This window comes from Streptomyces sp. AC550_RSS872 (assembly GCF_019049285.1).
Classification (GTDB): domain Bacteria; phylum Actinomycetota; class Actinomycetes; order Streptomycetales; family Streptomycetaceae; genus Streptomyces.
Genome location: NZ_JAGMUL010000208.1, coordinates 1 through 19,587, shown reverse-complemented (window position 1 = coordinate 19,587; position 19,587 = coordinate 1). Strand labels below are relative to the sequence as shown.

Annotated in this window: 18 protein-coding genes; 7 read left to right on the top strand and 11 right to left on the bottom strand. The window is 70.1% G+C overall.

Features of this window, described 5'->3' with window-relative positions:
- The first annotated feature begins 28 nt into the window (after window positions 1-28).
- From KUM44_RS43585 to KUM44_RS43575, 3 genes are all read left to right on the top strand, one after another.
- Window positions 29-2,383, top strand: coding sequence for a ribonucleoside-diphosphate reductase subunit alpha (locus tag KUM44_RS43585; protein ID WP_217215309.1), 2,355 nt, complete (start codon window positions 29-31; stop codon window positions 2,381-2,383).
- Window positions 2,383-3,396 carry a ribonucleotide-diphosphate reductase subunit beta gene (locus KUM44_RS43580; protein WP_217215308.1) on the top strand — a complete coding sequence of 338 codons (1,014 nt, stop codon included), beginning with the start codon at window positions 2,383-2,385 and terminating at the stop codon, window positions 3,394-3,396. The genes KUM44_RS43585 and KUM44_RS43580 overlap by 1 nt, the downstream gene beginning before the upstream one ends.
- A 244-nt stretch (window positions 3,397-3,640) precedes the next feature.
- Window positions 3,641-4,606 (top strand): helix-turn-helix domain-containing protein, encoded by a 966-nt coding sequence (locus tag KUM44_RS43575; protein ID WP_217215307.1) that lies wholly within the window; start codon window positions 3,641-3,643, stop codon window positions 4,604-4,606.
- A gap of 1 nt (window position 4,607) precedes the next feature.
- On the opposite strand, the gene KUM44_RS43570 is transcribed toward KUM44_RS43575, so the two are convergent.
- The 10 genes from KUM44_RS43570 to KUM44_RS43525 form a co-directional block, all read right to left on the bottom strand.
- The gene (locus KUM44_RS43570; RefSeq protein ID WP_217215306.1) at window positions 4,608-5,987 is read right to left on the bottom strand and encodes a cytochrome P450; all 1,380 of its coding nucleotides are present in this window, start codon (window positions 5,985-5,987) and stop codon (window positions 4,608-4,610) included.
- Entirely contained in the window at window positions 5,984-7,069 is a 1,086-nt protein-coding gene (cyc1, locus tag KUM44_RS43565; protein WP_217215305.1) for an epi-isozizaene synthase, read from the bottom strand. Before cyc1 ends, KUM44_RS43570 begins: the two co-directional genes overlap by 4 nt.
- A gap of 300 nt (window positions 7,070-7,369) precedes the next feature.
- The gene (gene def, locus KUM44_RS43560; protein ID WP_217215304.1) at window positions 7,370-8,020 is read right to left on the bottom strand and encodes a peptide deformylase; all 651 of its coding nucleotides are present in this window, start codon (window positions 8,018-8,020) and stop codon (window positions 7,370-7,372) included.
- A gap of 176 nt (window positions 8,021-8,196) precedes the next feature.
- A complete protein-coding gene (locus KUM44_RS43555) occupies window positions 8,197-9,177 on the bottom strand; it encodes a hypothetical protein (protein ID WP_217215303.1) in 981 nt (326 codons plus the stop codon).
- A 109-nt stretch (window positions 9,178-9,286) separates the two neighbouring features.
- On the bottom strand, window positions 9,287-10,528 hold the full coding sequence (locus KUM44_RS43550; RefSeq protein ID WP_217215302.1) for an HD-GYP domain-containing protein: 1,242 nt from the start codon (window positions 10,526-10,528) through the stop codon (window positions 9,287-9,289).
- The gene (locus KUM44_RS43545) at window positions 10,525-11,823 is read right to left on the bottom strand and encodes an HD-GYP domain-containing protein (RefSeq protein WP_217215301.1); all 1,299 of its coding nucleotides are present in this window, start codon (window positions 11,821-11,823) and stop codon (window positions 10,525-10,527) included. Before KUM44_RS43545 ends, KUM44_RS43550 begins: the two co-directional genes overlap by 4 nt.
- 140 nt (window positions 11,824-11,963) lie before the next feature.
- Complete coding sequence (gene rsrA / locus KUM44_RS43540; protein ID WP_030052446.1) at window positions 11,964-12,266, bottom strand: mycothiol system anti-sigma-R factor; 303 nt, start codon at window positions 12,264-12,266, stop codon at window positions 11,964-11,966.
- Complete coding sequence (sigR, locus tag KUM44_RS43535; RefSeq protein WP_048582102.1) at window positions 12,263-12,958, bottom strand: RNA polymerase sigma factor SigR; 696 nt, start codon at window positions 12,956-12,958, stop codon at window positions 12,263-12,265. The genes rsrA and sigR overlap by 4 nt, the downstream gene beginning before the upstream one ends.
- Before the next feature lie 257 nt (window positions 12,959-13,215).
- Window positions 13,216-13,851 carry an alpha/beta family hydrolase gene (locus KUM44_RS43530; RefSeq protein ID WP_217215497.1) on the bottom strand — a complete coding sequence of 212 codons (636 nt, stop codon included), beginning with the start codon at window positions 13,849-13,851 and terminating at the stop codon, window positions 13,216-13,218.
- A gap of 10 nt (window positions 13,852-13,861) precedes the next feature.
- Window positions 13,862-14,677 carry an SOS response-associated peptidase gene (locus tag KUM44_RS43525; protein WP_217215300.1) on the bottom strand — a complete coding sequence of 272 codons (816 nt, stop codon included), beginning with the start codon at window positions 14,675-14,677 and terminating at the stop codon, window positions 13,862-13,864.
- Between the two features lie 50 nt (window positions 14,678-14,727).
- On the opposite strand from KUM44_RS43525, the gene KUM44_RS43520 reads away from it, so the two are divergent.
- The 4 genes from KUM44_RS43520 (at window position 14,728) to KUM44_RS43505 (ending at window position 18,419) form a co-directional block, all read left to right on the top strand.
- Window positions 14,728-15,450: a M50 family metallopeptidase gene (locus tag KUM44_RS43520; RefSeq protein ID WP_217215299.1), complete on the top strand. Its 723-nt coding sequence runs from the start codon at window positions 14,728-14,730 to the stop codon at window positions 15,448-15,450.
- A gap of 123 nt (window positions 15,451-15,573) precedes the next feature.
- Entirely contained in the window at window positions 15,574-16,893 is a 1,320-nt protein-coding gene (aroA, locus tag KUM44_RS43515) for a 3-phosphoshikimate 1-carboxyvinyltransferase (RefSeq protein WP_217215298.1), read from the top strand.
- Window positions 16,894-16,904: 11 nt separating this feature from the next.
- On the top strand, window positions 16,905-17,927 hold the full coding sequence (rsgA, locus tag KUM44_RS43510) for a ribosome small subunit-dependent GTPase A (protein ID WP_217215297.1): 1,023 nt from the start codon (window positions 16,905-16,907) through the stop codon (window positions 17,925-17,927).
- A gap of 168 nt (window positions 17,928-18,095) precedes the next feature.
- Window positions 18,096-18,419 carry a multidrug efflux SMR transporter gene (locus KUM44_RS43505; RefSeq protein ID WP_030052453.1) on the top strand — a complete coding sequence of 108 codons (324 nt, stop codon included), beginning with the start codon at window positions 18,096-18,098 and terminating at the stop codon, window positions 18,417-18,419.
- A 14-nt stretch (window positions 18,420-18,433) separates the two neighbouring features.
- Here the strand turns inward: KUM44_RS43505 and KUM44_RS43500 are convergent, their stop codons facing one another.
- Window positions 18,434-19,045, bottom strand: a complete 612-nt coding sequence (locus KUM44_RS43500; protein ID WP_217215296.1) for a TetR/AcrR family transcriptional regulator — start codon at window positions 19,043-19,045, stop codon at window positions 18,434-18,436.
- Window positions 19,046-19,587: the final 542 nt, after the last annotated feature.

Genomic DNA, 19,587 nt, shown 5'->3' with positions numbered 1-19,587 from the left:
CCCGTGCCGAGCGAGGGAGAGCCCCCACGTGACCATCGCGCCAGCAGATCCGGCCTCAGCCCAGCCCCTTGAGGACGCCCCCGGAACCGCCTTGCTGCGGACCCTCACCGAGCTGACCGCCGACCTCCCCGACGCCGACCCCGGACGGGTCGCCGCCGCAGCGCTGCGCGGCCGGTCCGCGCTCGCGGACGGGGCGGAGTTGCGGGAGCTGGCGACGGAGGCCGCGGCCGGTCTGATCTCCGAGGACCCCGCCTACTCCCGGCTGGCCGCCCGGCTGCTCACCATCGGCATCCGTGAAGAGGCCGCCTCGCAGGGGGTCACGTCCTTCACCGAGTCGGTCACGGTCGGCCACCGCGAGGGCCTCGTCGCCGACCGGACCGCCGAGTTCGCGCGGATCCACGCGGCCCGCCTCGACGCCCTGGTCGACACCGGCGCCGACGACCGCTTCGGCTACTTCGGCCTGCGCACCCTGCACAGCCGTTACCTGCTCCGGCACCCGATCACCCGCAAGGTCATCGAGACGCCCCAGCACTTCATGCTCCGCGTCGCCGCCGGTCTCGCCGAGGACGACACCCCCCGCGCACTGGACGAAGTCGCCGCGCTCTACGGGCTCATGAGCCGCCTCGACTACCTCCCCTCCTCCCCCACCCTCTTCAACTCCGGCACCCGGCACCCCCAGATGTCGTCCTGCTACCTCCTGGACTCCCCCAAGGACGAGCTGGACTCCATCTACGACCGCTACCACCAGGTCGCCCGTCTCTCCAAGCACGCCGGCGGCATCGGTCTTTCGTACTCCCGTATCCGCTCCCGGGGTTCGCTGATCCGCGGGACCAACGGGCACTCCAACGGCATCGTCCCGTTCCTGAAGACGCTCGACGCCTCGGTCGCCGCCGTGAACCAGGGCGGCCGGCGCAAGGGTGCCGCCGCGGTCTACCTGGAGACCTGGCACTCCGACATCGAGGAGTTCCTGGAGCTGCGCGACAACACCGGTGAGGACGCCCGCCGTACGCACAACCTGAACCTCGCGCACTGGGTGCCGGACGAGTTCATGCGGCGTGTGAACGCCGACGGCCTGTGGTCCCTGTTCTCCCCCGCCGACGTGCCCGAGCTGGTCGACCTGTGGGGCGAGGAGTTCGACGCCGCCTACCACAAGGCCGAGGAGGCGGGCCTCGCGAAGAAGACGATCCCGGCCCGTGACCTGTACGGCCGGATGATGCGCACCCTCGCGCAGACCGGCAACGGCTGGATGACCTTCAAGGACGCCGCCAACCGCACCGCCAACCAGACGGCCCTGCCGGGCCATGTCGTGCACTCCTCCAACCTGTGCACGGAGATCCTGGAGGTCACGGACGACGGGGAGACGGCGGTCTGCAACCTGGGGTCGGTCAACCTCGGCGCGTTCGTCGACACGGCGACCGGCGACATCGACTGGGAGCGGCTGGACGCCACCGTCCGCACGGCCGTCACCTTCCTCGACCGCGTGGTCGACATCAACTTCTACCCGACCGAGCAGGCGGGCCGCTCCAACGCCAAGTGGCGGCCGGTGGGGCTCGGCGCGATGGGCCTCCAGGACGTCTTCTTCAAGCTGCGGCTCCCGTTCGACTCGGCGGAGGCGAAACAGCTCTCCACGCGCATCGCCGAGCGCATCATGCTCGCCGCGTACGAGGCGTCCGCCGACCTCGCCGAGCGGAGCGGCCCGCTGCCGGCCTGGGAGAAGACCCGTACCGCCAAGGGTGTCCTGCACCCCGACCACTACGGCGTCGAGCTGACCTGGCCGGAGCGCTGGACGGCCCTGCGCAGCCGTATCGCCTCGACCGGCCTGCGCAACTCCCTGCTCCTCGCCATCGCGCCCACCGCGACCATCGCGTCCATCGCCGGTGTCTACGAGTGCATCGAGCCGCAGGTCTCCAACCTGTTCAAGCGCGAGACGCTGTCCGGGGAGTTCCTCCAGGTCAACTCCTACCTGGTCGACGAGTTGAAGGCGCTCGGCGTCTGGGACGCCCGCACCCGTGAGGCGCTGCGCGAGTCGGGCGGCTCGGTGCAGGACTTCGCCTGGATCCCGGCGGACGTACGGGCCCTGTACCGCACGGCGTGGGAGATCCCGCAGCGCGGGCTCATCGACATGGCCGCCGCCCGGACCCCGTTCCTGGACCAGTCCCAGTCCCTGAACCTGTTCCTGGAGACGCCGACCATCGGCAAGCTCTCCTCGATGTACGCGTACGCCTGGAAGTCGGGTCTGAAGACGACGTACTACCTGCGCTCGCGCCCGGCGACCCGCATCGCCCGCGCCGCCCAGGCCACCATCCCCGTACAGCAGCCGGCGCCCGAAGACGCCGTCGCCTGCTCCCTGGAAAACCCCGAGTCCTGCGAGGCCTGCCAGTAATGTCCACCCGTAACCAGAACCTGCTCGACCCGGGTTTCGAACTCACCCTGCGCCCCATGCGCTACCCGGACTTCTACGAGCGTTACCGGGACGCCATCAAGAACACCTGGACCGTGGAAGAGGTCGACCTCCACTCGGACGTCGCCGACCTCGCCAAGCTGACGCCCGCCGAGCAGCACCTCATCGGCCGTCTGGTCGCCTTCTTCGCCACCGGTGATTCGATCGTGGCGAACAACCTGGTGCTGACGCTGTACAAGCACATCAACTCCCCGGAGGCGCGCCTGTACCTGTCGCGTCAGCTGTTCGAGGAGGCCGTGCACGTCCAGTTCTATCTGACGCTGCTGGACACCTACCTGCCCGACCCGGAGGACAGGGCGGCGGCCTTCGACGCCGTCGAGAACATCCCGTCGATCCGCGAGAAGGCCGAGTTCTGCTTCCGGTGGATCAACGAGGTCGAGAAGCTGGACCGCCTGGAGACCAAGGCGGACCGGCGCCGGTTCCTGCTGAACCTGATCTGCTTCGCCGCGTGCATCGAGGGCCTGTTCTTCTACGGTGCCTTCGCGTACGTCTACTGGTTCCGCAGCCGGGGCCTGCTGCACGGCCTGGCCACCGGCACCAACTGGGTGTTCCGCGACGAGACGATGCACATGAGCTTCGCCTTCGACGTCGTCGACACCGTCCGCAAGGAGGAGCCGGAGCTCTTCGACGACGAGCTCCAGCAGCAGGTCACCGACATGCTGGGGGAGGCCGTCGAGGCCGAGTTGCAGTTCGCGCGCGACCTGTGTGGTGACGGCCTCCCGGGGATGAACACCGACTCGATGCGGCAGTACCTGGAGTGTGTCGCCGATCAGCGTCTGACGCGGCTCGGCTTCGCTCCGGTGTACGGCTCCGAGAACCCCTTCTCCTTCATGGAGCTCCAGGGCGTTCAGGAGCTGACCAACTTCTTCGAGCGGCGTCCGTCGGCGTACCAGGTGGCGGTGGAGGGCACCGTCGACCTGGACGAGGACTTCTGAGTCCGAGCCCTGTCGCGTTCCTGGGCCTCCCTGATCTGACGGTCGATGCGCCGGTCGTGCACGATCCCGATCACTGACGGGAGGACCAGGAGGACGAACATGCCGAGCACGACGACCATGGCGAGCAGTGTCTCTGTCTGTGCTGTAGTCATGACACCACTGTCACGCCGGACGCTCCTTACGAACAGTGGCAGGACTGCCGCACACCCTCGATTTACTGCCACTTCCAAGGCACACTGGCACCATGTTGAAGAACGTCGCCGCCGTCCTCCTCGACGGTGTGCATCTCTTTGAAATGGGCGTCGTCTGCGAGGTGTTCGGCATCGACCGCAGCGACGAGGGACTGCCCACCTACGACTTCGCGGTCGTCTCGGCCGAGGGGCCGACGCTCGGCACGCATGTCGGCGGGCTCACCGTCTCGACGCCGTACGGCCTGGAGCGGCTGGACGAGGCCGACCTGATCGCCGTACCGGCCGGCAGCGGGTACGTCACCCGCGACTATCCGCCCGAGCTGCTGGACGCCCTGGTCAGGGCGGTGGAGCGGGGCGCGCGGGTGCTCAGTGTGTGCTCCGGAGCCTTCGTGCTGGGCGCGGCCGGACTGCTGGACGGACGGCGGTGCAGCGTGCACTGGCGGCACGCCGAGGAACTGTCCGTCCGGCATCCGCAGGCCATGGTCGAGCCCGATGTGCTGTACGTCGACGAAGGGCCCGTGATCACCAGTGCGGGCACCGCCGCCGGCATCGACGCCTGTCTGCACATCGTGCGGCAGGAGCAGGGGCCCGAGGTCGCCAACAAGATCGCCCGGCGCATGGTGGTGCCGCCGCACCGGGACGGCGGCCAGGCCCAGTACATCGAGCGCCCGCTGCCCCGCTCCCAGTGCGACACGGTCGGCGAGGTGCTGGCATGGATGGAGCGGCACCTCGACGAGGAGGTCACCGTCGAGCAGCTCGCCGAGCGTGCGCTGATGTCCCCGCGCACCTTCGCCCGCCGCTTCCAGCAGGAGACCGGCACGACTCCCTACCGCTGGATCCTGCGCCAAAGGGTACTGCTGGCCCAGCAGTTGCTGGAGGCGACGGACGAGACGGTGGACACGATCGCCGGCCGAACCGGGTTCGGCACCGCGGCCGCGCTGCGCCATCAGTTCGTCCGGGCCCTCGGGACGACCCCGAACGCCTACCGGCGGACCTTCCAGGGCCCCGAAGCGGCCTGAGCTACTCCCGCGCCACCGGTGTCAGCAGCAGGGTGTGCGGGTGCAGCGTGATGCCCACCCGGGTCGCGTCGTTCGAGCCGGGCACCTGCTCGAAGCGGTACTTGCCGGCCAGAGCCGCCGTGATCAGCGTCAGCATCGCCATGGAGAAGTGGTCGCTCGGGCACTTGCGGTTGCCGACGCCGAACGGGCTCATGGCGTATTTCGGTACGTCCTTGGCGCGTTCCGGAAGCCAGCGGTCGGGGTCGAAGTCGAGGTTGCGCACGTACGACCGCGGATCGCGCTGGACGGCGTAGGGGCTGTAGACGATGTCGGCCCCGGCTGGAATGCGATAGCCACCGAGTGATGTATCGGTCACCGCCCGTCGTGTCAGAATCCAGATCGCCGGACGTAAACGCATCGCCTCCACGATGACATTGTTGGTGTGCCTCAGCCCGCGGACGTCCTCGAATGCCACGGGCCGGCCGCCGGTGACGGATTCGACCTCCGCGCAGATCCTGTCCGCGTGTTCCGGGTGTTCCGCGAGCACATGGAGCAGCCACAAGATCGTGGAGGCCACGGTTTCGGCGCCCGCGGTGAATATCGCGACGACCTGATCATGGATCTCCTGCTCCCCGATGGGGTCGCCATTCTCGTCCTTCGCCTGGAGCAATGCCGTCAGCAAATCGTCCGGCTTTTGACCGGATGCCCGGCGTTCGGCGACGACCTCGTCGACCAGGAGATGAAAATCGGCCAGGGCGCCGTTGAACCTGCGGTTGGCCGGCAGAGGCAGGTGGTAAAGCGACCCGAGTGGGATCACCATCCGCCGGTACATCCCGCGGAAGAGGACATCGAGGGCGGCGCACAGCCGGTCGGCCCGCTCGTCCATGTACGCGCCGCGCAGCAGACAGCGGGCGACGATCCGTACGGCGATCCGGAACGACTCGGCGGTGCAGTCGATGCTCTCGCCGGGCTGCCAGCGCTCGGTCAGCGCCCGCGCCTCCTCCGCCATGATCGGCCCGTACCCGGGGATCGCGTCGAGCCGGAAGGCGGGCTGGATGGTGCGCCGCTGGCGCCGGTGCCGGGGGCCGTTGGCGGTGGCCACGCCCTCCTTGCCGAGCAGGGCTTCCAGGGACTCCCACAGCGGCCCGGCGATCTCGAAGTCGGGGCTCAGGGCGAGCGCGCCGGTGAGCTCGGGCGTGGTGACGGCGTACACCGTCTTCGGCCCGAGCCTGATCCGCACGACGTCGCCGTGGTCGCGCAGGGCCGCCATGAAGGACAGCGGATCGCGGACCAGCTTCCAGCCGTGGCCGAGAAGCGGAACGCCCCCGCCCGCGAGGGGCGGTTCACGCAGTCCGGGGGTCGCGGGCGGCCCGGCCTCGGGGCGGACGGACTCGACGGTCATAGCTCACCTGCCGCTTCGTTGGTGACGTACGGGGGCGTGGACCGGTCGTCCCAGCTGTCGACGCGGTAGCGACCGGACTCGTGGTGGAACCAGTAGACCGAGCTGAACCAGTTGCGCATATTGCCGACACAGGCACGCACGGCGGCGCCGAGTTCCCTTCCTCGCAGCGTGCCGTCGGCGAGGGAGTCGGCGAGTTCCAGGGCCTCGCACTCGGCCACGAGAAAATCGGCGACACAGTCCTCGACCCGGCGCCTGATTTCCGTCACCGTCTCTTCGAGAGTCAGCCCCTTGTGCGCGATGAGGCTGATTCCGAGATTGTGGACCTCCGCACCCGCTATTTCCTTCGGCAAGGAGCACAGATCGTTGTACCAGGCGGCGAAATCCTGACTCAGCAATGCCGCCCGCCGAAAGGCAGGGTGGCTTCTCACGTAGTCCGGCAGTTCCGTTCCGGCGCTCGGCTCCAGCAGATCGGTCCATATCGCGTGCGCGAAGGTGAGCCGACGCAGTTCGAGATATTCCTCGACCGTCGGTATCCTTCCCTCGACACGGTTGCGGAATTCCTGGTCGTAGGCCTCTATCACGAGGTGGAAATGCCCGGCGAACCGGGCGTTCCAGGTGCCGGGCAGAAATGCGTACAGCCGCTCCACGCTGTCCGCGAACCCCGCGGCCAGCGGATCCTTGTGGTGCAGATGGTCCTCGGGGGAGTCCAGCGCCGCGTGCAACCGGAACATGAGCCGCCGCCAAGCGGCCGGGCGGTGGTGGACGATGTCGCGGTCGTGCCGGTCGTCCCAGACGAAGAACCAGGCGCTGAAGTCCGCGATCGCCTGGAGGACATTGTCCGCGGCGCCCATGTAGTACCCGGCCATGAGGTCGGTGTAGCAGAGGCCGTCGGCATATTCTGCGACCTTGTCGGCCGGCATCAGCCGCTTCTCCAGCAGCCAGGCGCGGGTCTTCTCCTGGAGCCGGGGCCAATACGGATGGAGTTGCCTGGGAAACGCTGCTTCGATCACCGGGAGAGAGAGCGACGGTGGAACCGGGGCCGCCGCCGATGTCGCTGTGGTGCTGTCTGAGAAAGCATGCACGAACAAACTCCTCTCAGCCGCCATTCACGCAGTCGCGCACGCCCCTCCCGCCGTGCCGGGCGTGCGCCCGTCGCGTATCCCCGCTCTTCCATTCAGCACCATAACTGACTGCTTTGGGAACGGATTTGCTTCTTTCACTACCCCTCGATGCCGCGAGCTTCCCTCTTTATGACTGGATTTGGATCATTACCTGCCTGTATGGGATCGAACGTGCGACGGACATGCGAACGGCGCCTGGTCAGGAAGGTGTACCTGAACAGGCGCCGTGCGTAAGTGACTTGTGGGGTCCTGGATGATGCCTCAGTCGTTCGCGACCACGGGGTAGCGGGGCTCGTTCTCGGCCATCTGCCTCAGCGCGTCCTTGCGCTCCCGCTTGGAGAGACGGTCGATGTAGAGGTAGCCGTACAGATGGTCGGTCTCGTGCTGCAAACACCGAGCGAAGTACCCGGTGCCACGCACCTTGATCGGGTTGCCCTTCTCGTCCTGCCCGGTGACCTCGGCGTAGTCGGGCCGGGCGAGCGGCGCGTACGCGGTCGGCACCGACAGGCAGCCCTCATTGCTGTCGTCCAGCCGGCGCCGGTCGGCGGGCAGCTCGACCAGCTTCGGGTTGCACACGACACCGACGTGCCGCTTGCCCTCGTCGTCCATGCAGTCGTAGACGAAGACCTTCAGATCGACCCCGATCTGGTTGGCGGCGAGACCGACGCCCTCGGCGGTGCGCTGCGAGGCGAACATGTCCGCCACCAGCTGGTCCAGCTCCGCGCCGAACTCGGTGACGTCCTTGCACTCCTTGTGCAGCACCGGGTTCCCGACGACGGTGATCGGCCGCGAGATGCCGCGCTCACGCCAGGCGTTCTCGCGCTCCTCCGTGTCCTCGGTGTCGACGACGAACCCCTCGTCGTCCACGGGGAGCACGCCCGCGTGCTGCTGCTCGGTGTCCTGCTGGGCCATGACCGACGTATGCCTTCCTGCACAAACAAAAGAACAAAAGGGGGTGTGATGCTGATACAGGGTACGGCGACGCGTCCCATAGGGGCGCGGGACTCTGTCAATATGCGGCTCCGCCGCGTGAGCGCGACCAGCCACGCACAGCCCGCAGCCTGCCGACGGCATCGCCCCCGCGGCGACTAGCAGACCTCTTCCAAGTCCCGCCAATCCCGCGAGTCAGGACTGTCCGCAACCCACCCGTCCAGCAACCCCCTCACCAGCGAAGCCGGCGCAGCCACCCCGCACTCCCGCTCCGGCACCCACAGCTGCCCGTCCGTCCGGTGCCCCAGCGGCCCGGGGTGCCCCGGCTCACTGTGATCGTGCGGATCCAGATGCTCCCCGTCACCCTCGTCCGACGGCATCCGTGACTCCGAGCACATCCGGCACAGCAACCGCACCGAGGAGGACCAGTCCTCGGCGGCGAACCCCGCGTCGGCAGCGAGCTGCTCAAGCGCATCCCGGTCGGCCTCGGTGGCAGCCTCCAGGAGGACCACCCAGGTGGGTACCGGCGAGGGCGCCCACAACTCGATCTCGTCGAAGACGGGGTAGGCGTGCCCGGCCGACGTGGTCCGCTCCCCGTGGGGCACCCCGTCGTGCAGCACGACCTCGCCCCAGCGCCGCCCCGAGGACGGCAGCGGAATCGACAGCACCTCGATCCGGGCGGGGTCCAGCCGCCGCCCCCACACGACCTCGGCCTCCCCCTCCGGAGACAGCCGTACGGCCGCGCTGCCCAGGTCCATCCCGACCGGCTCACCGGAGTCGGTCGCGGCGCCGGGCACCCGCAGCCCGTACGCCTGCCAGGCCCGCCGGGCCAGCGGCCAGTCCTGGAGTGCGGTGGCCGCGATACCGACGTTCCACCAGTCGGGCGCCCCGGTCTCCCGGTCGAGCAGCGCCACCGCCCGCAGCCCGGCCGCGCGGGCCTGCTCCCAGTCGTGCCGGAACTTGTGCAGCAGCGCGAGATTGAACCAGGACTCCGAAAGCCAGGGCTCCAGATCGGCGGCCCGCGTCAACAGCGCGCCCGCGTCCTCGTACCGGCCGTCGCCGATCAACGTGAACGCACGGTCGGTGGCCTGCCGCCAGGAGGCGGAGGGCCGGTGCCGTCCCTTGCCGAAGATCCTCACGATTCCCGCCTGCCAGTTCCGTGGAGTGGGCTGGCTAGTGCTCGCCCCCGGACACACTCTCATTCGCATCCAACCACGTACGGCTGGAAGGGCGCTCATTACCCATGGGTTACCCAACCACAGGGGGGGTCAGACAGTCTCTGGACAGCACCCGTGCGAGCGACCGCACCACCTCGGGCGCATAGTCCCCGGCAGTACCCAGCCGCAGTTCCTCCAGCGCCTTCAGCGGCCCTCCGGGCCCGGCATCGCGCGTCTTCTCCTCGTAGGCGTTGACCGCCCGCACGATCCGCGCGGCGACCGGCTGCTCCGGGCAGGGGTCGGCGAGCCGCTCCACGACCATCGCCACCTGCGGGTTCACCCCGGTCTGCCGTACGACGGCCCCGCCCAGCAGCGCGATCCGCCGCTGCTCCGCCACGGGCAGTACGGCGGTGGCCCCGGCCGGCACCGGGTCGACCAGGCTGAGCTGCCCGATGTCGTGCATCAGGGCCGCGTACTCCAGCACGGTGAGCTCGGCCTCGGACAGGCCCAGGTCACGCCCCACCTCCCGGCTCAGCGCGGCCACCCGCCGGGCATGTCCGGCCGGGGTGTACCCGGCGATCTCGGTGGCCCGGGCGAGCGAGGCGATGGTCTGCCGGTAGGTGGCGCGGACGGCGGCGTACCGGCGCAGGGACATCTGGGTGAGCAGGAGGGGCAGCGAGAAGACGGGCAGCGCCCACAGCCCGGCCACGGCGACCGCGAGGGCCGTCACCGCACCCGTCGCGCAGACGGCCGAACCGATCCCGAGCGTCGCCCGCAGCTCGTCGCGCAGCAGCGGCCCGAACGGCCACCGGGTGCGGGAGTGCGCGAGCGCGGCGGCGAGCAGGGCGTCGCACAGGGCGGTGAGGGTGAGGATCGCGAGCAGCAGCAGGGCGTAGGCGGTGCCCCAGCCGTGGAACGTGCCCTGGTTGTACAGCGGTTGGAAGCAGACGGCCGCGAAGCCGACCGTGAGCACGCGTCGGGCGAGGTGGTCGAGGACGGGGCGGCCGCGCGCGATGTGCGGCACGCTGCCGAGGAGCGCGGCGGCGAGGACGACGCTGAGGACCTGCGCGAGGCCGTGCTGGGTGGGGTGTCCGCCGTTCTCCCCCAGCAGGGCGTACGAGAGCGCGGCGGCGGCTCCGAGGGGCGCGGCCTCCCTGCCTCCCGCGCCCGTCCACCGGGTGAGCTCGCCGAGGGTGACGAGGATCCCGAAGGCGAGCGCCGTCCCGCGTTCGGCGAGGCCGCTGCCGAAGGTGTCGACCAGGCAGACGGCGACGAGGAGGGCGGCACCGGTGTGCACGAGACCGAGCAGGAGGCATGGCCTCGGGCCGCTCATCGGTGCGCGCCCGGGGCACTGGAGACGGGCGGGCGGGGCGGGGGCACGGACGTCTCGTCGGCGGTCACGGCGGGATGCCACCCCTGCTGGTCCACGGCTCTGACGAGGGCCGTGACCATCCGGGGGTCGAAGTGCGAGCCCGCGCACCTCTCCAGCTCGCGCAGGGCGACGGGCACGGGCCGGGCCCTTGAGTACGACCGGTTCGACGTCATCGCGTCGAACGCGTCCGCGACGGCCACCACCCGTGCCGACTCCGGGATCTGGCCGCCCGTCAGTCCGTAGGGGTACCCGCTCCCGTCCAGCCGCTCGTGGTGGTGCAGTACGGCGGCCCGGGCCTCGCCGAGGAAGGAGATCCCCCGGACCATCTCGTGCCCGTACTCGGGATGCAGTTCGATGACGCGCCGTTCCTCGGGCGTGAGCGGACCGTCCTTGCGCAGCAGCCGGGTCGGCACCCCCAGCTTCCCGACGTCGTGCAGGATCCCGGCGAAGCGGAGCACCTCGACGCGCTCGTCGGCCATGCCCAGCTCACGCGCGATCATCATCGTGGCCTGTCCGACCCGCTCGCTGTGGCCCCGGGTGTAGCCGTCCTTGATGTCGACGGCCTGGACCAGCGCGCGGATGGTCGCCTGATGAGCCGCGCGTTCCCGGTGGTACTGGGCGAACCCCCACCACGACACGCACATCGGCAGCAGCACGAGCAGCGCGGCGACCGGGCCGTAGGGACTGCGCCACAGCACGGCCATCATCAGCCCGGCCAGCCCGTGCACGGCGATCGGCGCGAGCGAGCGCAGGAACAGCCCCCGCCAGGCACCCCCTGGCTCGGCCGGCGCGAGAATCCCGCCGTCCAGGACGGTCAGGGCGAGACAGAACGTCAGCGCGCTCGCTCCGGCGGGCGCGAGGGCGTAGGGAAAGTCGGAGGCGAGGACGGCGTCCCGGCCGCCGAGCGCTTCGTGCACCCGGGCGGCCGCCCACACGGCGACCGCGGACTGGGCCGTCCGCCACAACCGGCGCAGTCGGCGTGGTCGTTGGCCGACGGGAGACAGCAACGCGCCCGGCACGGGTACCAGCGCGGCCGCGGACGGCGGCAGGAGGAAGGCCCCGGCGAGCAGCACGGGATAGAAGGTGCCGGCGAACCGCCACTTGGCGGCGATCCGCTCGCCCCCGGCGTAGAGGGCGGCGAGCAGGGCCACCGCCCACCAGGGGGTGCCGCCGATCGGCAGCGGGTACAGACAGAACAGGGCAGCGAGGGCGACACAGACGACGTGGACACGTGCCCGTGTTGGTATCGCCTCCATGTGCTCCTCCCCGGCCGGGCCTTCCCGGCACGGCAGCCTAGGGGGGCCGAGGGGAGGTCCGCGGTGTTACGACCGGGGGATTAGCACGTTCGAGTGACGCCCGTCCGTTCAGGGCGCCCGAGCCTCAGGACGACCGGAGTTCAGGACTCCTGCGGCGTGGCGGTCACGTCGTGGTCGGGGACCGCCTGGCCGGAGCGGATCAGATCGAGCCGCCCCAGGACCTTGGCACGCAGGTCGGTCGGCACGTCGTCATGTCCGCAGCAGCGCTTGACCAACTTCTTCACGGCCTCTTCGAGGCCGTACTTCTCCAGGCACGGCGAGCACTCCGTGAAGTGCTGCTTGAACTTGTCGCGGTCGACGTCCGGCATCTCACTGTCGAGGAACTCGTAGAGATGATCGAGTACCTCACTGCAGTCCGTCTCGTGCGGCTCTCCGCAGCTCATGAGCCCGAACCTTTCACTTCGTTCGACTCTCCGGCACCGGCCGGGACCAGTCCGCGCTCGCGGGCGTAGTCCTCGAGCATGCCGCGCAGTTGACGGCGGCCCCGGTGCAGCCGGGACATCACCGTACCGATGGGTGTCCCCATGATGTCCGCGATCTCCTTGTACGCAAAGCCCTCGACATCGGCGAGGTACACGGCGATGCGGAATTCCTCGGGGATCGCCTGGAGCGCTTCCTTCACGTCCGAGTCGGGCAGGTGGTCGAGCGCCTGCGACTCGGCGGAACGCAGACCCGTCGACATGTGCGACTCGGCGCGCGCGAGCTGCCAGTCCTCGATCTCCTCGGCCGCGGAGCGCTGGGGTTCACGCTGCTTCTTGCGGTACGAGTTGATGAAGGTGTTGGTGAGGATCCGGTACAGCCACGCCTTCAGGTTGGTGCCCTCGCGGAACTGGTGGAAGGACGCGTACGCCTTGGCGTAGGTCTCCTGCACCAGATCTTCCGCGTCGGCCGGGTTGCGCGTCATGCGCAGGGCGGCCGAGTACATCTGGTCGAGGAATTCGAGCGCGTCCCGCTCGAAGCGCGCGCTGCGCTCGGCAGTCGTCTCCGCGGACGTGTCCACGCTCATGCCCTGGCCCTCGGGCTGCTCCGCCTGGCCGTTGTCGGTCCCTGCGTCGGTACCGGGAACCGGACCCACCTCCTCAAGATTGCGGGCAGGGCCGAAACCGGTCCCACCTGAATCGGAGGATAGACGACCTGCCGTACCCGCCGCCCCTCGAATAGGAGCGGTCCTGGCCGCATGCAGCACCGTCCAGTCCAGGTCGGCACGGCTGCTGCGGCTCGGGCAGTAGGTCGAACCCATGCGGCGGACTTCCTCTCCTACGACGTCGGCGCTGGTGCTTCAGCACCCGTGTCCGCCACAACAGAGGCCGGGGCCGCAACATTCCCGAAGCTTTACCCCAGTGACCCGGCCCACTTGACGACCGAGTCCGTGACGATCGCCACGGCCTCGTCCTGACCGAGGGGCGCCCGCTTGGGCACCGCGAACCCGTGATCGCCGTACGGCACCTCGACCATCTCGAAGTCCCCGTCCGGGAACTCCTCCGGTTTCCCGAACGGATCGTTCCCGCCCTGTACGACGAGAGTCGGCACCCCGGCCCCGAGCAGCTCGTCGGCGCGGGACTTGTCCGGCTTGCCCGGCGGGTGGAGCGGGAAGCCGAGGGCGAGGACGGCGTGCGCCCCGAGCTCGACGGCCGTACGGCAGGCGACGCGGGCGCCGGCGCTGCGGCCACCGGAGATCACGGGGAGCCCGGGCGCGGCGAGCGCGGGCCACAGGCCCCGCCAGCCGACGTCGAGGGTCTTCGGCGCGGGTGCCACCTTCTTGCCGGCCACGCGCCAGGGCTGCTCGACGCGAGCGACGGTCACCCCATGGGCCGGCAGGACCTCGGCCAGCGCGCGCAGGTCCCTGGCCTCGATGCCACCGCCGGCGCCGTGGCTCACGGCCAGGACCAGGCGGGTCTTCGAGGCCGGGGCCGGGTGCCAGGTGATGCGGGCGTCGCCCGCGTCCGTGCCAACGATCTCGGTCGTCACATCAGTCACATCAGAAGAGTGTGCCCTCTTCGGGCCCGTCCAGCTCCTTCAGCAGCTCCGGGCCGTTGTTGCGGACGTTGCTGACCATCGTGGAGACGGGGTAGGCGCGCATCAGACCGGCGGGCGGCGGAGTGAGGAGCGTGCGCAGTTCCTCGGGATCCTTGCGGGACGGGTCCAGCCAGGCGTCCCAGCGGTCCGGCGTGAGCATCAGCGGCATCCGGGGGTGGATCTCGGCGAGCGTGTGCGGGCCCTCCTCCGGCGCGACGGCCAGCGGGGTCGTCTCCGCCTCCGTCGTGATGACGGAGCAGGTCACCCACCAGGCCTGCGGATGCTCGTCGGGCAGCGTCCTGTCCCGCCAGAACTCGTACAGCCCGGCCATCGCGAAGACCGACCCGTCGGCGGGCAGCACGAAGTACGGCTGCTTGCGCGGCCGTTTGCGCCGGCCCTCCTGCTCCAGGTCCAGCTCCTGCCTGCCGGTGACCCACTCGTAGTAGCCGTCGGCGGGGATGACGCAGCGCCGGGAGGAGAAGGCCCGCCGGTACGACGGCTTCTCGTGGACCGTCTCCGCGCGCGCGTTGATCATCTTGAAGGCGCTCTCGGGGGTCTTGGACCAGCTGGGCACCAGCCCCCACTTCAGCTTGCGCAGCTGCCGAACCGGCCGAGGGTCATCGGCGTCTTTCAACGGACGGTCGAGGACGACGTGGACCTCTTTGGTGGGAGCCACGTTGTAGTCCGGCTCCAGGGTCTCCTCGGGCTCCCACTTCTCGATCTCAAAGATTCCTGCGAGATCCTCGGCCCCACGACTGGCTGCATACCGTCCGCACATACGTGCAACACTGCCAGATTCCATCCGACCACAGGGAGCCACTGCCTTACATGGACAGCACCGCATCCGCCTCGCTCGCCTCCCTCTGGGACGAGGTCGCCGGCACCCAGCCCGACCCGGATCTGTGGGTGGTGATCGCCACGCTGGTCGCCGCGCTCGTCGTGGTCGTCCCGCACGTCCTGTGGCGCCTGTCACGCAACGCCATCACCATCGCCCACGAGGGCGGCCACGGCCTGATCGCCCTGCTGACCGGCCGCACCCTGACCGGTATACGCCTGCACTCCGACACCAGCGGCCTCACCGTCAGCCGCGGCAAACCGCACGGCATCGGCATGATCCTCACGGCTGCCGCGGGTTACACGGCTCCCCCGCTGCTGGGCCTGGGTGGCGCCGCCCTGCTGGCCTCCGGCCGGATCACCCTGCTGCTGTGGCTGGCGACAGCCCTGCTGGTGGCGATGCTGGTGATGATCCGCAACGCGTACGGGGCGCTGACGGTCTTCGTGACGGGCGGCACGTTCGTGCTGGTCAGCTGGCTGACGGGCCCGCAGGTGCAGGCGGCGTTCGCGTATGTGGTGGTGTGGTTCCTGCTGGTGGGCGGGGTGCGGCCCGCTTTCGAGCTACAGGCGAAGCGGGCAAGGGGTGGGGCCGGTGATTCGGACGCGGATCAGTTGTCGAGGCTGACGCACGTGCCGGCGGGATTGTGGCTGTTCCTGTTCCACGCGGTGTCGCTGTGTTCGCTGATAGGTGGGGCCAGGTGGCTCTTGGAGATGTGATGCGCCCCGAAGGGGCGCAGGTCATAGGGGCGCGGGCTGTATCGATATGCGGCTCCGCCGCGTGGGCGCGACCGGCCCCAACGGCGCCGCACCCGAACCACACGCTCCTTATAAAGTGAACCCATGGCCCAAAACCCCGCCGCACACACCGCCCTCTGGCCCGCCCCGCACGCGAGCGGAGCCGTCGACGCGACGGTCCACGTGCCCGGGTCCAAGTCGGTCACCAACCGCGCCCTCGTCCTCGCATCCCTCGCCTCGGAACCGGGTTGGCTGCGCCGCCCCCTCCGCTCCCGCGACACCCTGCTGATGGCCGGCGCGCTGCGGGCGATGGGCGTCGGCATCGAGGAGGGCGTCGGCCCCGAGGGCACGGGCGAGGCATGGCGGGTGCTCCCCGCGGGCCTGCGCGGGCCGGCCACGGTCGACGTGGGCAACGCCGGCACGGTGATGCGCTTCCTGCCGCCGGTGGCCGCGCTCGCCGACGGGCCCATCCGGTTCGACGGCGACCCCAGGTCGTACGAGCGCCCCCTGCACGGCGTGATCGACGCCCTGCGCGTCCTCGGTGCCAGGATCGACGACGACGGCCGGGGTGCGCTGCCGCTGACCGTCCAGGGCGGGGGTGCCCTGGACGGCGGCCCGGTGGAGATCGACGCCTCCTCGTCGTCCCAGTTCGTGTCGGCGCTGCTGCTGTCCGGGCCGCGCTTCAACCAGGGCGTCGAGGTCCGGCACATCGGCTCTTCGCTCCCCTCCATGCCGCACATCCGCATGACCGTCGACATGCTGCGCGCGGTCGGCGCCCAGGTGGACACCCCGGAGTCCGGCGGCGAGCCGAACGTCTGGCGGGTCACGCCGGGCGCCCTGCTCGGCCGCGACCTCACCATCGAGCCGGACCTGTCCAACGCGCAGCCGTTCCTGGCGGCGGCGCTGGTCACCGGCGGCAAGGTGCTCGTCCCGGACTGGCCGAGCCGCACCACCCAGCCCGGTGACCGGCTCCGCGAGATCTTCACCGAGATGGGCGGTTCCTGCGAACTCACCGAGTACGGGCTCGTGTTCACCGGTTCCGGTGCGATCCACGGCATCGACGTGGACCTGAGCGAGGTCGGCGAACTCACCCCGGGTATCGCGGCGGTCGCCGCGCTGGCCGACTCCCCCTCCACGCTCCGCGGCGTCGCGCACCTGCGTCTGCACGAGACCGACCGTCTGGCCGCGCTGACCAAGGAGATCAACGAACTCGGCGGCGACGTCACCGAGACCGCCGACGGACTGCACATCCGCCCGCGCCGACTGCACGGCGGCGTCTTCCACACCTACGAGGACCACCGCATGGCGACGGCCGGCGCGATCATCGGCCTCGCGGTCGAGGGCGTACGGATCGAGAACGTGGCGACGACGGCGAAGACCCTTCCGGACTTCCCCGAGCTGTGGACCGGGATGCTCGGGGCGTAGGGACTCACGCCATGCGCCGCTACGGCAAGCACACCGACGAGGACGACATCCGCACCCGCCCCGGCCGTCGGAACACCCGGCCGCGTACGAACATCCGGCCCAAGCACGAGGACGCCGCCGAGGGCATGGTCCTCACCGTCGACCGGGGGCGCCTGACCTGTCTCGTCGACGACCGCATCGTGCTGGCGATGAAGGCCCGCGAACTCGGCCGCAAGGCGGCGGTGGTCGGTGACCGGGTGGCGCTGGTAGGCGATCTGTCCGGCAAGAAGGACACGCTCGCGCGGATCGTGCGGATCGAGGAGCGGAGGTCGCTGCTGCGCCGTACCGCGGACGACGACGATCCGTACGAGCGCGTGGTCGTCGCCAACGCCGACCAACTCGCCATCGTCACCGCCCTCGCCGACCCCGAGCCGCGGCCCCGGCTGATCGACCGCTGTCTGGTGGCGGCGTTCGACGGGGGCCTGGAACCGTTGCTCGTGATGACGAAGTCGGACCTGGCCTCGCCGGACGAACTCCTCGAACTGTACGGGGCGTTGGACATTCCGTATGTCGTCACCAGCCGGGAGGAACTGGCGGCCGGGGGCGCGGCGGACCGGGTGCGGGAGCATCTGGAGGGCCGGGTCACGGCGTTCGTCGGTCACTCGGGCGTGGGCAAGACGACGCTGGTGAACGCGTTGGTGCCGGAGGAACGCAGGCGTACGACGGGCCATGTGAACGCGGTGACGGGGCGAGGGCGGCACACGACGACGTCGGCGTTGGCGCTGCCGTTGGCGGGGGCGGTCGCGGAGGCGGACGGCTGGGTGATCGACACTCCCGGTGTCCGGTCCTTCGGCCTGGCTCATATCGACCCGTCGCGCGTGATCCACGCGTTCCCCGACCTGGAACCGGGAACCGAAGGCTGTCCCCGTGCGTGCAGTCATGACGAACCGGACTGCGCGCTGGACGCGTGGGTGGCGGAGGGTCACGCCGATCCCGCGCGGCTGTACTCGTTGCGGCGGCTGCTGGCGACGCGGGAGCGCACGGAAGGCGACTGAGGAAGGATCGAGGAAGGGCTCGCGGAAGGGTCGGGGAAGGGATCGGGGAAGGGGACTGACCTCCGCGTTGTTTGTCTGTGCGTGAGACCGGTAAGGGCATAATCGCACCGAGCCGGATCCAAGCCTGACGAAGCGGTCACAGAACGTGGGCATACGGGAGGACAGCACATGGCGTGGCTGCTGGTCATCGTGGCGGGGCTGCTCGAAACCGGTTTCGCCGTCTGCCTGAAACTGTCGCACGGCTTCAGCCGGCTGTGGCCGACGGTCGCCTTCTGCATCTTCGCTCTCGGCAGTTTCGGACTGCTGACGCTGTCGCTGAAGAAACTGGACGTGGGGCCGGCGTACGCGGTGTGGACGGGGATCGGGGCGGCGGGTACGGCGATCTACGGGATGATCTTCCTCGGTGACATCGTGTCGACGTTGAAGATCGTGTCGATCAGTCTGGTGATCGTGGGGGTCGTCGGCTTGCAGCTGTCGGGCTCGGCACACTGAGTTCGCGGCTTCGCTCATCCCGCCAACTGCCGGTGCAGCGCGCTGCGTACGAGGTCGGCGACACCGCCTTCGCCGGGTGGGGCGGCGACGCAGGACAGGGCCAGCCGGACGACAAGTTCGCAGGATCGGGCGAGGTCGACGAGGTCGGACTTGTTGATCCCGGGGCCGGAGATGACCACTACGGCTCGGTCGCGGACGAGGGCCACGAAGTCGCCGGGAGACGGGAGCGGGCCGTCGGCGCGTCGCTGTGCCGGTACGGCGGAGGTGGACGGCACGGCGGAGAGTGTCGGTGAGGGGAGGCGCTCGCTCCAGCAGCCGGTGAGCATGGCGCGGACGAGGGCGTTGTCGCGGGCGAGTGCGGCCGTCCACTCGGCGGTGGCGGTGAGGCGTTCTCGGGCGTCGCTGTGGGTGGCGAGGGCGCGTTCGACGCCGGCGAGGTATCCGTCGGCCTCCCTTCTGACGAGTGCGCGGGCAAGCCCTTCCTTGCTCCCGAACTCGTTGTACAGCGTCTGCCGGGACACTCCGGCCGCCGCGGCCACGTCCACCATCCGCACGGCAGACCAAGGCCGACGCGCCAGCGCCGTGTAAGCGGCGTCCAGCAGGGATTCCCGCGCTGCAGGCATCATCGCCTCCCTGGGACGAGCGGCTCTGCGCCCAGATTTGACGCGCACAGGGGCACTGTCAAGGGTTCGCGAAGGCACGCGGGGGCGCGCGGTGCTTCACCTGCGACGGCCTGTTGCTGTCCGGGCGAGGGTGCCCGCCCTCGCACTCCGGCGCCGGGCACCCCCCTTCACCCCGGCCGACATTCGAGAACGAGGCCGCCAGCGGCTCCGTCGCCCCAGCCACCACCACCCCGCCCACCGTTCGAGCACGCGCCACCACCCACCGCAGGCGCTCCGCGCCCCAGCCACCACCAAGACCGCCGGCGTCCCCGGCCCCCACCACCCACCCACAGGGTCTTCGCCGGCCCAGGCACTTCCAGCCCGTCCGGCGTCTGAGACCGCCACCGTCCCGGGCCCCCGCCCACCCGCAGCGGTTTGGTAGGCCCAAGTACTTCTAGCCTGTCCGGCGCCTGAGACCGCCACCGTCCCGGGCCCCCGCCCACCCGCAGGGGTTTGGTAGGCCCAGGCACTTCCAGCCCGTCCGGCGCCTGAGACCGCCACCGTCC

Coding starts and splice junctions, on each gene's coding strand:
- KUM44_RS43580 (WP_217215308.1), top strand. CDS start 2,383: ATGTCCACCCGTAACCAGAACCTGCTCGACCCGGGTTTCGAACTCACC.
- KUM44_RS43575 (WP_217215307.1), top strand. CDS start 3,641: ATGTTGAAGAACGTCGCCGCCGTCCTCCTCGACGGTGTGCATCTCTTT.
- KUM44_RS43570 (WP_217215306.1), bottom strand. CDS start 5,987: ATGACCGTCGAGTCCGTCCGCCCCGAGGCCGGGCCGCCCGCGACCCCC.
- def (WP_217215304.1), bottom strand. CDS start 8,020: ATGGCCCAGCAGGACACCGAGCAGCAGCACGCGGGCGTGCTCCCCGTG.
- KUM44_RS43550 (WP_217215302.1), bottom strand. CDS start 10,528: ATGAGCGGCCCGAGGCCATGCCTCCTGCTCGGTCTCGTGCACACCGGT.
- KUM44_RS43545 (WP_217215301.1), bottom strand. CDS start 11,823: ATGGAGGCGATACCAACACGGGCACGTGTCCACGTCGTCTGTGTCGCC.
- rsrA (WP_030052446.1), bottom strand. CDS start 12,266: ATGAGCTGCGGAGAGCCGCACGAGACGGACTGCAGTGAGGTACTCGAT.
- KUM44_RS43525 (WP_217215300.1), bottom strand. CDS start 14,677: ATGTGCGGACGGTATGCAGCCAGTCGTGGGGCCGAGGATCTCGCAGGA.
- KUM44_RS43520 (WP_217215299.1), top strand. CDS start 14,728: ATGGACAGCACCGCATCCGCCTCGCTCGCCTCCCTCTGGGACGAGGTC.
- aroA (WP_217215298.1), top strand. CDS start 15,574: ATGGCCCAAAACCCCGCCGCACACACCGCCCTCTGGCCCGCCCCGCAC.
- rsgA (WP_217215297.1), top strand. CDS start 16,905: ATGCGCCGCTACGGCAAGCACACCGACGAGGACGACATCCGCACCCGC.
- KUM44_RS43505 (WP_030052453.1), top strand. CDS start 18,096: ATGGCGTGGCTGCTGGTCATCGTGGCGGGGCTGCTCGAAACCGGTTTC.
- KUM44_RS43500 (WP_217215296.1), bottom strand. CDS start 19,045: ATGATGCCTGCAGCGCGGGAATCCCTGCTGGACGCCGCTTACACGGCG.